Consider the following 12510-nt stretch of genomic DNA (forward strand, 5'->3'; position numbering starts at 1 on the left):
CCATCTGTTTCGGGGAAAAATTGCATGACTGGCCTCACCATATTAAAAAAAAGCCGACTTTTTCAGTGGTCTCGAACCGTCCCTATGCATCATCCATAAAATAATTCCGTCAAAAGTAGACGGAATTATTTTTTTATTGAAAATATAGAAATATTATATATAATATAAAATATATTAAAAAGTTCAACAATTATATTTAGGGGGGATGCTTGAAGTTGGAGGTAGGATAGTACCTTTCTAACGAATAAGTACGGACAAACTATATTGCGTGGATATATTTGGAAGCGTATACACAAAGAATGAACATGTCGACAAGGCTTTATATGCAAACTTCGCAACTGAATGGTAAAAACCAATAATTTCAGCAAGATAATACTAGAGAAGAACAGTAGCCAATACAACAAAAGACCAATAATAGGGGATTGATGAATATGAATAAAAAAGGCGGCATTTTTTACGGATGGTGGATATTGGCAGCAGGCTTCATGATTATGACGTTTCTTTATGCTCCTATTGCAAACCTCGTCTCGCTTTTTACGAAGCCTGTTACAGAAGAGCTTGGAATTGGAAGAGCCGAGTTTACCATGTATTACACCATAATGGCTACAACTGCCATGATTACAGCTCCAATTGCCGGCAGATTAATGAAAAAGCTGGATATACGAGTATACATGACTTTATTTACCGTTTTAGGCGCAGGGGCATATATTGGGTTTTCCTTTTCAACTGCACTCATTCATTTTCTTATATTTGCAGTACCAATGGGTATGGCTCTAGCCGGGGCTGGTATGATTCCTGTCTCTGTTCTTATTACAAATTGGTTTCATGCCAAACGCGGATTAAGCTTAGGGATCGCCTTATCGGGAACTGGTTTCGGGTCAATGATTCTCAGTCCTTTAGTTACTTGGATGATAACAGACTACGGTTGGAGAACAGCCTATCTTGCAATTGGTATTTTAATATTAGTTGTACTCATTCCTTTAATTATCTTTGTTATAAAATTAAGCCCTGCTGATAAAGGTCTATCACCACTAGGTGAAGAAAAAACGTCAAATAGTCTGCCAAATAAAGAATTAGTTGGATTAAACCAAAAGGAAGCATACAAGACAGTATCTTTTTGGGTTCTTTGCTTAGGAATTGTCGTAGGGGGAATTGTTGTTAATAGTATGATTATTAACCTGGTTCCTTATTTAACCGATATCGGTACCCCAGCTCAGCAAGCCGCCTTGCTATTATCATTAGCTTCAGCGATGGTAATTGTTGCGAAGCTATTAGTCGGTAGATTATATGACAAGATAGGATTAATCAAAACGTTGGTATTTATCGTTGCATCCGATATCATTTGCTTTCTGTTTTTAATGAAAGGAAATCTATTAGTTCCTGGCATCCTATATACCGTCTTTTCAGCATTAGGCTCAACGGCCGTTACGGTAACACCTGCTTATCTTACGGCAGCGCTCTTTGGTGAGAAAGAATACAGTGCAAAATATGGAACTGTATCCTTATTTACATCCTTAGGTGCGGCGATTGCTCCGATCGTATCTGGATTAATTTATAACATTAATCATTCCTATGGATTATTGATCAAGATGTTAATTGTTTTTGCGGTTGTAGAATTTGTATTATTTTTCGTAGCAGTGAAAACAAAACCAAAGTTTGCTTTAAATTCAGATATCACACAAAAAGAAGCAGTCTAATTTTGTTTTTAATAAAATAAAAGATTACCATACCCTGCCCATAAAGGTGGGGTATTATAAGTAAAAGGGAGGACCAGTATAATGACTTCTACTTTACCAATTAAGGTGAATTTTTTTGAGGAATCACAGAAATATGAAGAGCAAATCATTAAAGATCGCCGCTATTTACACCAGCATCCGGAACTGGGTTTCGATCTTCCAAATACGCAAAAATATATCCGGCAGCGTTTGGATGAAATGGGGATTGAAAATAAGCCATGCGGTGTCGTGCCAGAGGAAATTGCCAAAAAATATGCGAGAGCAGGATTTGGCTTACAGGAAAATTGTACAGGTGTAGTTGCAACTATCGGTAAAGGTGAACCTTGTATTTTGCTCCGTGCCGATATGGATGCCTTGCCGCTTGAAGAAGAATATGAATCCGAATATAAATCGAAGGTTCCGGGTAAAATGCATGCCTGCGGTCATGACTCACACGTCGCCATGCTTTTAGGAGCTGCCCAAATGTTAAAGGATCATGAAGATAAGCTGCAAGGAACCGTTAAATTAATGTTCCAGCCAGGGGAAGAATGGGGCTATGGTTCCAAGTTAATGATTGATGATGGACTGCTTGAAAATCCTAAAGTAAATGCAGCCTTTGCCATCCATATTATGCCTGACCAGGAAGCTGGTTCATTATCTGTCACCAAAGGAACCGTATCTCAGGCAATGGATACGTATATTGTTGAAATTCAAGGAAATGGCGGACATAGTTCACAGCCGCATAAAACAATTGATGCTAATATGATTATGAATCAATTATATACAAGCTTAAATTTACTATATACCCGCGAAGTCGATCCAAAGGCAAGTGTGACCTTCTCCATCGGAGCGATGAGCGGGGGGACTGTGACAAATATAATCCCAGATAAAGCAGTCCTGCAAGGGAATATGCGCAGCTTTGACCAACAATCGAGAGACCATATGTGCAAACGGATCCCGGAAATGATCGATCATATCGTCAAAGCGTGGCGCGGTGAGTATAACATTGTAGATTTCCATACACCAACAACCCACAATAATCCAGAATTTATTGATGAAGTTATGCCGGCATTAGAAGCTGTTGTAGGTAAAGAAAATGTGATGGACCATGGCTGTTTGGGGGGATCAGAAGATTTTTCTCATATCTCTCAGGCCGTACCTTCTGCATTTGTCGTCTTAGGTACAGGTAAAGAAGGACAACCACCAGTGCACAACCCTCGCATGCACCAAAACGAAGACACCTTCAAATACGGCGCTGCATTACACGCCAATGTTGCAATGGAATGGCTAAAAGCCCAACATAAATAATGCATGGGGACGGTTCTGATGCATCATTTTCAGTCGTGTTATCGGCCCATACGCCGAAGATGGACATAAACCGGCAGCGCGGAATGAGACAAGAGAACCGTCCCTATGAATCATCCCCTCATATAAACCTTGCTGTTGTGGAGCAGGGTTTATTTTTGTGGGCTTAAGACAGCGATCGGCAATTTTTTCTGTAAGTTAAAGCCGCGAACCTGTGATTTAACAGGGTTTAGGCCATTTTTACAAAAACGTTTGGTTAACTACATTTCCCTGGAAATTTGTCGAATAAAGGGGCTTTGTTGTAATGCTTTGAGAGCGACCATAGCCGCGTTTCGCAAGTAATCAAGCATTTTTTCTTCCTCAGAGAGCATAACTAAATTATGGTGTAGGAGGAGGGAGCTAGCAGCCGTTTTCTCTATACCCATAACCATTAATTTTTCATTTGAAGTTCGTGACATTAATCCCGACAAAACGCGTTCCCGATGAGCTTTATCAACGAGTTTCTGAACACTATGATGAGAAACAGTATGTTGACCTTGTTCTAACAATTAATTAAATTAACAGCTGGAATAGAATCTCTATTGCAATGGGGAATACAGCAACTGAGAACTAATTATTTTCGGGGAAGATCCTATGGGTGTTCGCAACGGGTTGAAGACAAAAGGCATCCAAATGAACAATGTTGGATGCTTTTTTCGTTGTTATACAGGATGCTTGAAGAAGGATAACAGAAGTATGTTGGAGAAGTGAATAGGAATAAGAAGAGTTTTGGGGTGCTTAAAGTGGAGATAAGAAGACCAAACATTGAGGACACAAAAGAGTTACACTTATTATTTAAAACCGTGATTACTGATACGTTCATGAAAGAAGGATTAGGAGATAGGCAGAAAGATATTAAGGATGAAATCGAAGCGAAGGAAAAATATTTAGCAAGCGATTTTGAAAGCAATGGTGGTTATCGATATTTCTTGATTGCTTTAGATGGAAATAAAATTATTGGTTCAATAGAATTTGGTCCTGCAAGTGTTCTTATCTGTAATTGTACAAACAACGCTTTCAAAGGGCTAATTGAGGTGGGTACAGTTTTTGTACACCCTGACTTCCAGAGAATGGGGGTAGGGAATTTGTTGTTGAATGCCATGTATATTACATTGCAGAAGAAGGGCATAGAAGTTTTTTGTTTAGATAGCGGATATACTCGGGCACAAAAGATATGGATAAAGAAATTCGGAGAACCTAATTATTTGTTAAAGGACTATTGGGGAACAGGAAATGATCATATGATTTGGAGAATCAAGGTCAGTGATCTTGTATTAGGGTAAACAGTAAGAAAAACATACTCTTAAAGCTCTAGAATACTCTCGGATAGGGCAGATTTACTCTTGGATAAGCCAGCAATACTCTCGGATAAAAGGAAAATACTCTCGGTCCAGCAGAATACTCTCGGATAGGGCAGATTTATTCTCGAATAAGCCAGCATTACTCTCAAGAAACAAGCGGATGGCTCTTATGCATCAATTTCAGCCTTTTCATGCACCCAACAAGGTCCAAGGACCAGCATCCAGAATGAAGCAGAAGAACCGTCCCCATGCCTCATTTATTTGCCAATTCATCCCGATCCGCAGCCATAGGCGGTTGTTCCAACCAGCCGTTTTCAATCAATATATTTGCTCCATCTTTTGCATACTCTGCTATTTCAGCAGAGAGCCTAACATATTGAAGCCCTATATCCTTTCGAGGGCTCACTGCCATACTTGTTCCATAAAATCCGATGCTAAGGGCGATTAATGATGTAGTATAAAACATCATTAGCTTATCAGAAAAGGTAAAAGCCGTTGACTCTGTTACTTCGGTATTCCATGTCATTGGTACAGGTAGGTCATCCTCACTGAGAAGGGAACCCAAAACTTCAGAGTGTTTTTTAGCAATGTCCTTTCCTCTAACCAAGTACTCGGTAACCTCTTTTGACTGGGCAACTTGACTAAATCCCAGCAAGGTTGCTACCCCAAAAGCATTTCTTTGAATGTTAGTAAAGAGATTTGTAATTTCTGTACCTGTTAACCGTCTTTTTTCTCCAAAAAAACCTTTTAAAAAACTTTTCTTTTTAACAAAATCTATATCATCTGGTATGGGTAAATGGGGAGACCTGATATAAAGTCCTTTTGATAATAAAAGTTCCTTTACCTCTCTTAGAAATGGTGTTAATTGTGAAATGCATTCATTAAAATGGCTATAAACATCTCCCCTGACAGATAAGGACAGATTCATGCTATAACCTTGAAGGGCAATTTGAGCTGATTGATGGAGGTAATTTAACGCATATGAATCTGAATACAATCTAGGTGCAGATATATCGACATCTTCATCAAGTTTAAAACCATATGGAATCGGATACTTTTCTTTTTTGAAAATTTCAGTTAGAGTGTTAAGATTTCCTTGAGCAATATCAAAAGCCTTTTTAAGTAATGGTCTTATTTCTTCATCCTCAACCTTGGATAGAAAAAATTTGAACTTGCATGAAATAGCACTGTCATTGATATAAGAAGCCCATAAAGATGTAATCTCTGCCGAAGTAAGCCCCACCTGATTTCCAAACTCCATAATCCAACCTCCAATGAATTAGACAAAATTCTCTAATATCAATTTCCCCAAAACACCCTGATATATGTAGCAGATGTAAAGACAACCGAAAGGTAGGATACAACGCACAATTTTTCGTATCATCTCATTAATCTTGCATCAGATGATTTCTGTCAATCGCTTCCGGTTGTTTTTCTAACCATCCATGTTTAACCATAATACTGTATGAAATTGCACCAGCCTCCAAAGCGTGGGTAAATACTTTTGTATAGTTCACGATAATATCCGATCTAAAGCTGGAGCCTAATGATGCACCATAATAAGTAAGGGCTGCATTTACTAAAAAGCCTGCGTGAAACATAATCAATTTGTCAGAAAATGGACTTACAGTCGAATCGGTAATTTCTGCATCCCATTTCTCAGGTATTGGCAAATGATCCTCTTGCAATATCGTGTCAAAGCTTTCGGCATCTTTCCCTGCTAATTTAACGTTTTTTAACAAAAAATTTCGAACATCTTCATGCACTGCTACCTGACTAAAAGCCAAACTTAATGAACTGATAAATCCAGTTTTCGTTGAATTAAAGAAAAGGGTGCTGATTTCCGAACTGTTTAGTGGCCGTTTGTCGCCAATTAAATTTGAAATGAATCCGGGTGTTTCCATGAATTCCGCCCAATGAGGCGAAGGAACGGAGGGGACACTTGAATATTTCGGCTCACTTTTAGCCAATTTCACTATTTTTTGGAACAATTCCTTAGATTCTTTCACGCATTCAAAAAAATAATTTTGAATGTCTTCTCGTTCTGTATTTGTAATCGCTAAGCTATAAGCGGATAACCCATGAATGGTCATAATATAGGAGTAAAATAGTAAAAATTGATCGGAAAACAGACGTGGGGAATTAACATTCACGTCATTCTCGGTAAATCCGATTGGGACTTGGAAATTTGCACTTTTCAAGAATTCGGTGATTTTCGTAATATGACCCTCAGCTAACTGTAAAGAGAATTCTAAGATAGGTTTTATCTCATTATTTTCAACAATTTTAAGAAAATATTTGTAGACACAGATCGCCATACTATCGCCCATATACTGAAGCCAAAGAGCGGATACTTCTGCTGCGGTTAATTTATTTGCCGATTTTTGCTTAAAAATCCCCAAAAAAATACCTCCAGTTTTTCCATTTATTATTCTGAAATTATTTTATGGGTATTGATTATGAAGTATACAGATAAATTCGAGGGATTTTGATGCATGGGGACGGTTCTCATGCAACATTTTGGTCGTTTTTTTATTTAGAAGTTTGAGTGACATTATTTTTATACTTTTTTAGATTCGTTTAGTCACCCATTACTTATTACTACAGGAGAAAGTAACAAAATTGGAGTGTGAATAGATTGAAACCTAAAAAAAGCTGGTGGATTTTAATCATTGTATCCTTGGGAGTCTTCATTCCCTTTTAGGCTCCCTATTTAACATTTAATCCCGCATATAATCGTGTATCTTTCACAGCGGCGGTCATACAATTTCCTATCATGGAATCTGGATCGGCACCACTGATGAGGCAAGAGAACCGTCCCCATGCATCATTCCCATGCATCATTTTGCAAAGAACCAGCGACAAAATAATCGCGATATAAAGAATGAAAGGCAAATGGAAATCCAAGAAATATACCAGGCCCAGTGTATGTATGTAATGAGGTCGGTGTATTTTTCGATAATAATTTCGCCTATCGTCAACACGGAGGTAAAGCCTACATAATAAGCCGATTGAAAAAGAGTACTTCGTTTATTGGGATACCAGACATTAAAGGCGGCACATATGACTGGAAAAGCATAGTACTCATATGTGAAGCTCGTCCGATTGACAGAAGGAAATAATCGGACAGGATATTCAAGCAGTCCAAGCTCCACGACTACTAAACCTATAAGAAAGGTAATAACCTGTTTGAACAATATAGCCACGACGGCAAGGCGAAATTTATTTTTCGGTATGAAGAAAAGAATCCCTGTTGACACTGCGTAGACGGATATTAAGATCCACCATTCCATTCTCATCAGATACCCCGCCGTTCTGTTTGAAACACAGCTTTATCCTTAAAGAACCAATTGCACAAGACTTGACTCACGTAAAAGAGAAACCAAATGTAAATCCACATCCCCCACCACGTCAACCATTTATATTCTAATAAATCTGTAAATCTTTCGAGAGTAATATCAAACAACGTGACGGCAGAAACCCAAATAATAAAGTATATAAACCTGGACCATCGGCTGCCCTTTACTTTCTTATGCACGTAATATAGGGAAAACAAAATGGGATAAAACCAATAATCGATTGTAATGGGAAGATGGCTGGCTTTTGGGAACTCTCGAACAGGCGCACTAAACAAGCCAAAATGGAACGAAGGCATATCGCAAAGCCAGATGATACCTTGAAACATCATGAATGCCAAAATTCCCTTGCGCCAATCTTTACGTGGAATAAACAAAATAAAGCCAGCAAAGCCAAACAGCCACATTGCAGTCAAGATCAAACGCTCCATCTGCATGTCTAAGAAACTCCATCTCTCGTGTAGGATAATTTTAGAATGATGCATGGGGACGGTTCTTATGCATCATTTCAAGGTCATTTACTAAATAGGAACCCTGATTCGGCACAGCAGGATGAGGCAAGAGAACCGTCCCTATGCATCAACAAGGATTGTTAATTTTGAGTAAATTTTCCGAAAAAGCCTTAAAAATTATATTTCCATTGTTTATAATTTTTATAGGTTAGAAAATATTTCCAAACAGAACATCCACGAGAGGGGAATGGAATGACTGCGGGGGTTATTATAACAGGGGTAATAGTCGTAGGAGTTATCGTGCTATATATTTCGTCGGCGGGCAAAAGGCGGCCTAAATTAGTTAAGGAGAATATCCCAGCCAACTTAGGTGTGTTAAGTCATGTCCCGATACAGCCTTTGATTAATCAATTAAACACCGCACTAGACGATGAATACATACAGCAGGTAAAACAGCGCTATTTAAAGGATTTTCCGAATCGGAGTGAAGATGAGTTTGAATGGCTGCTGTTTGAATTAAAGCGGTATTTCATCGTCGCCAACATTTTAAAGAAGGCGCCGATGTTTAGTGAGGATGTCGATGAAATCTGGCATGAAATGATTCTTTTCACAAAAAATTATCAGGCGTTTTCCGAGAAATTCTTAGGAAAAATGCTGCATCATACACCGAACACCAATCCTGAACCGGCACCACAGGAACGAGCCTTTTTTGACTGGATTTTTTCACAGCTGTTTGAAATTACTCAGTTCAGCTGGAAAACATGGGGGAATTTTTTCAAGTACCCGATGGAAAGCGCAATTTTAAAAGAATTTAAGGAAAGCAGTACGGAAGCGTTGATTGAAAAATATTTTCAGCGGAGCGAGGAAAACAAGGACGTCCTTGAATTTTTGGTTAATCGGCTGAAAAAGCAATTAAGCGAAGCCGAAAATATGTATCGTGCTAACCCGAAAGGTTCCTTTTCGAAACAGCGGACGTATGGCGATATGGCTCCACTCGCGCTAGGGATGGTTTTTTTCTCGTATTTTTATTTTGATCATTATTGGGAATACATGAGAACGATTGCCTTTGCCGAAGCGGCAAAATATACAAGCGGCTGCACCACCGCTGTTTTTTGCGGATCTACTTCTTCGGACGATTCAGGTAAGGATTCCGGGAATTGTGGCGGGGACAGTGGAGGAGGAGATGGCGGGGGAAGCAGCTGCTCATCCTGCTCAAGCTGCGGCAGCGGATGTTCGTCTTAAGATGAAGCATGGGGACGGTTCTTGTGCCTCAAAAAAATGAGGCACAAGAACCGTCCCTCTGCATCACTTTAGCTCGATAGTGATGGGGGCCATTTCTTTTGTTTCTAGTCCTCTTCCTGAGCCAAGGGAATAGTAGATGACTGGTACTAATGTTAGTGATTTTGCGTTTGGATGGATTGATTTAATCGTACTGCTCCATTCAAAGGATACTCCGTTGTCACGGCTGACACCGCCGTTCCCATCAACGCTGTAGCTATTCCCTAAATCATCTTGTACACTTTTAATTTCTGCGGTTACATGCGGCCATTTGTCTAGAATACGGGCTTCCACCACTTGTTCGTAGTGGATCACGGTTGACAGACCATTCGTTTCAATGGACTTAATGTTAACTGTCACACCATGATTTGTAACGTACTGATTCACAAGTTTCGACTTGTTTTCCAAAGCGGACACTTCAAAGGCAAAATGCCAATCACCTGCAATGGATTCATCTGTTTCTAGATTTTTGAATGCCCCCGGTTCCCAGCTAATTTCAATACGGTCAGGTTTGCTTCCACGAAATGTAGGCGTTATTTTTTCTGTACCTACATATTTTGTGTCATTGACTTTTTTAATCGTGCCAGCCGCCCCAATTGCCACTGCTCCCTTTACATTGAATGCTGATGACATGCCAGGACTTGTTCCTAAATCTTTATCGGTTTCAATCGCATAGGAAACCGTAATGGAAGATCCATCAAATACAGCATCCTCAATCATGATGGACACACCATTACTTGACTGGGTTTGTGAAATAGATGTTGCGAATTTGGAATAGTTGCTAGTATAAGAGTTTTCATCTTTAAAGTAATTCATAATATTATTCATAAATGGAATTTGGGATGCGAGTGATGGTACGGCAAAACTGGCACCAATCGCGGCCCCGAGTGCAATCGTTGCTGCCACTGCCATATATTTAAAAACCTTTATTTTCTTCTTTGCGCCCACTCCCATAACATGCTGTTTCACGCGTTTTTTTTCAATCTCACTGACTGCCACAGGTTCGATTTCATCAATATTGAGATCCGCTAGCTTTTTATAGTAACTCATATAATGAATTGCTCCTTCAATTTCATATTTTCCGCTAATTTTTTCTTGCCGCGATACAATCGATTATCGACTGCAGCTTTTGATAGATGCAGTGAATCAGCAATTTCACTATTAGTCATCTCTAAAAAGTATTTCATGATAAAAATATCGCGATCTAGTTCAGCTAGCTTGCATAGTTCAAAAAGTAGCTCATTTTTTTGTTCCCGATCTAATACGGACTTTTGTAAACTCGTAGGTGAACTAATTTGTTCAAGTTCAACGGGAGGAGCCTCGCGTACAGTCTGTTTTTCAAAGATTCGATAGTAATCAATTGCTTTATACTTTGTGATGGTGCCGATCCATTTTTTGAAATCTGCTTCATCTCCATTAAATTGATGGCTGTTTTTCCAAACTTCTAAAAACACATCATTTATACAATCATCGACGGCATCACGTTTACCAAGCGGCTGTAATATTTTCAGTGAAATGGCTTTGACAAAGGGCATATATTCATCAATGACATACTCCAGGGCATCTTCTTTTTGCTTTTTTAAGCGTTTAATAAAATTCTTGTTAGAAACGGCCATATTATATCTCCTTCATTTTTTGAAAAAGCTTTTTCACTAACTATAACGAACCAACCATCCGCAAATTCTCAACTATTTTGAATTTATTTTACAATAATGAGGCATGGGGACGGTTCTTTTGCATCAAATCAGCGGATTACGTTGCACCAGGTACCGAATGTGGGCCAGGGCCGGACCGCGGAATGAGGCATGAGGACCGTCCCTGTTGATGTACCAGTCTCCATGCATCAAGACTTGACCAATTACCAAAAATAGGATATGATGGGTAATGTCAAGCTATCTTGTTTTGCAAGGTAGCTAAATTAAAACATAGTATCTTGTATTACAAGATAGCGATAAGGACGAAACGTTTATGTCTCTAAGAAGCCAATTATTAAAAGGGATTTTAGAAGGATGTATTTTATCAATCATTGAAAAAGAAACGGTTTATGGGTATGAACTATCACAGAAACTTCAACAATTTGGCTTGAATGATGTGAGTGAAGGATCTATTTATCCCATTTTGCTTCGGCTCCAAAAGGAGGGGTTAATTAAAGGTGAAATGCGCGCCTCCCCAACAGGTCCTAAACGGAAATACTACCAACTTACTATTCAAGGGGAAACGGCAATATCTGAGTTTCGCGAAGAATGGAAAAATATTCAGAAACCTGTAGATAAATTGTTAAATAGGGGATTGGATGATGAACGCTAAAGAGTTGATTGAACTAAATAATCGAAAACGAAATGAATTGACGAAAGAAAATGAAGAATATTACGGTAATATGCTCGTTTATATCCGAGCGAGTTTGGCCGTTTCGGAGCAGCAATCTGAAGAATTATTAATGGAGCTTTTAGATCATATCATTGAGGCACAGAAAGAAGGAAAACGAGCTGGGGATATATTTGGAGAGAATCCATCTGCGTACTGTGATGAAATGATCAAGCAGTTACCTAAAGAACCTGGGAAAAGCACAGCCTATTTTATAGTCTTTTTGTTAGTGAAGCTGGCAGGCTTAATAGCTATAGTGAATGGGATCGGAGACATCATTATTCACTATTTTAAAAATAGCGATCAGACAGTGTATGTCGGGACAGCCATTGTTACGTTTATAATCGTTGCTTGTATCATTTTCCTTGATGTGGTTCTAATTTTAAAATGGCTGCAACAATCTATTTACAAAGTATCCAATAAAGTGAAAGATTTTGTCTTATTATCTTTCATTATGACACTATCCATATTCGGTATGATTTTTCTACCTAGACTTATTCCTAACTTTGGATATGTAATAGAAGTTGGAGGCCTTGTATACCTAATTATCGGAGTCGCAACACTCAGCATCTCCAAATGGTTAGACCGCAAATATTGTATTACAAAATAAAATTGAGGCATGGGGACGGTTCTTCTTACGATTAGTCAAGGGTTTTTGTGAAGTTTAATTCTAAATGTTTTCATTAGAGGGTTTTTGAGC

Annotated in this window: 12 protein-coding genes and 1 pseudogene; 7 read left to right on the top strand and 6 right to left on the bottom strand. The window is 38.8% G+C overall.

Annotated features, from left to right (window positions below; genetic code table 11):
- Positions 1-431 precede the first annotated feature (431 nt).
- The 4 genes and pseudogenes from ACFPA1_RS28685 (at position 432) to ACFPA1_RS28700 (ending at position 4342) form a co-directional block, all read left to right on the top strand.
- Positions 432-1697 (top strand): MFS transporter, encoded by a 1266-nt coding sequence (locus tag ACFPA1_RS28685; RefSeq protein ID WP_378588511.1) that lies wholly within the window; start codon positions 432-434, stop codon positions 1695-1697.
- 81 nt (positions 1698-1778) lie between these two features.
- Positions 1779-3023, top strand: coding sequence for a M20 metallopeptidase family protein (locus ACFPA1_RS28690; RefSeq protein ID WP_378588513.1), 1245 nt, complete (start codon positions 1779-1781; stop codon positions 3021-3023).
- A gap of 448 nt (positions 3024-3471) precedes the next feature.
- Positions 3472-3576, top strand: a pseudogene (locus ACFPA1_RS28695) (carboxymuconolactone decarboxylase family protein); the annotation flags it as partial.
- A 217-nt stretch (positions 3577-3793) separates the two neighbouring features.
- Entirely contained in the window at positions 3794-4342 is a 549-nt protein-coding gene (locus tag ACFPA1_RS28700) for a GNAT family N-acetyltransferase (RefSeq protein ID WP_378588515.1), read from the top strand.
- A 271-nt stretch (positions 4343-4613) separates the two neighbouring features.
- Here the strand turns inward: ACFPA1_RS28700 and ACFPA1_RS28705 are convergent, their stop codons facing one another.
- The 4 genes from ACFPA1_RS28705 to ACFPA1_RS28720 all read right to left on the bottom strand — a co-directional run bounded on the left by ACFPA1_RS28705 (position 4614) and on the right by ACFPA1_RS28720 (position 8153).
- On the bottom strand, positions 4614-5621 hold the full coding sequence (locus ACFPA1_RS28705; RefSeq protein ID WP_378588517.1) for a DUF3231 family protein: 1008 nt from the start codon (positions 5619-5621) through the stop codon (positions 4614-4616).
- 127 nt (positions 5622-5748) lie between these two features.
- Positions 5749-6762 carry a DUF3231 family protein gene (locus ACFPA1_RS28710; protein WP_378588519.1) on the bottom strand — a complete coding sequence of 338 codons (1014 nt, stop codon included), beginning with the start codon at positions 6760-6762 and terminating at the stop codon, positions 5749-5751.
- A gap of 438 nt (positions 6763-7200) precedes the next feature.
- Positions 7201-7659, bottom strand: a complete 459-nt coding sequence (locus ACFPA1_RS28715; protein ID WP_378588521.1) for a CBO0543 family protein — start codon at positions 7657-7659, stop codon at positions 7201-7203.
- Positions 7659-8153 (bottom strand): CBO0543 family protein, encoded by a 495-nt coding sequence (locus ACFPA1_RS28720; RefSeq protein WP_378588523.1) that lies wholly within the window; start codon positions 8151-8153, stop codon positions 7659-7661. The genes ACFPA1_RS28715 and ACFPA1_RS28720 overlap by 1 nt, the downstream gene beginning before the upstream one ends.
- A gap of 267 nt (positions 8154-8420) precedes the next feature.
- Here ACFPA1_RS28720 and ACFPA1_RS28725 point away from each other — a divergent pair, with 267 nt between their 5' ends.
- Positions 8421-9410 (top strand): hypothetical protein, encoded by a 990-nt coding sequence (locus tag ACFPA1_RS28725; RefSeq protein ID WP_378588526.1) that lies wholly within the window; start codon positions 8421-8423, stop codon positions 9408-9410.
- Positions 9411-9473: 63 nt separating this feature from the next.
- Here ACFPA1_RS28725 and ACFPA1_RS28730 read toward each other — a convergent pair whose 3' ends face one another.
- Together ACFPA1_RS28730 and ACFPA1_RS28735 are read right to left on the bottom strand one after the other, a co-directional pair.
- Positions 9474-10496: a DUF4179 domain-containing protein gene (locus tag ACFPA1_RS28730; protein WP_378588529.1), complete on the bottom strand. Its 1023-nt coding sequence runs from the start codon at positions 10494-10496 to the stop codon at positions 9474-9476.
- Positions 10493-11062, bottom strand: a complete 570-nt coding sequence (locus ACFPA1_RS28735) for a sigma-70 family RNA polymerase sigma factor (protein WP_378588532.1) — start codon at positions 11060-11062, stop codon at positions 10493-10495. Before ACFPA1_RS28735 ends, ACFPA1_RS28730 begins: the two co-directional genes overlap by 4 nt.
- Positions 11063-11414: 352 nt before the next feature.
- Between ACFPA1_RS28735 and ACFPA1_RS28740 the strand changes: the two genes are divergently transcribed.
- The gene (locus ACFPA1_RS28740) at positions 11415-11753 is read left to right on the top strand and encodes a PadR family transcriptional regulator (protein WP_378588534.1); all 339 of its coding nucleotides are present in this window, start codon (positions 11415-11417) and stop codon (positions 11751-11753) included.
- The gene (locus ACFPA1_RS28745) at positions 11740-12420 is read left to right on the top strand and encodes a DUF1129 family protein (protein ID WP_378588537.1); all 681 of its coding nucleotides are present in this window, start codon (positions 11740-11742) and stop codon (positions 12418-12420) included. Before ACFPA1_RS28740 ends, ACFPA1_RS28745 begins: the two co-directional genes overlap by 14 nt.
- The last annotated feature ends 90 nt before the right edge of the window (positions 12421-12510 follow it).

The sequence above is a fragment of the Neobacillus sp. GCM10023253 genome (assembly GCF_042653105.1).
GTDB classification, from domain to species: Bacteria; Bacillota; Bacilli; order Bacillales; family Cytobacillaceae; genus Neobacillus; species Neobacillus citreus.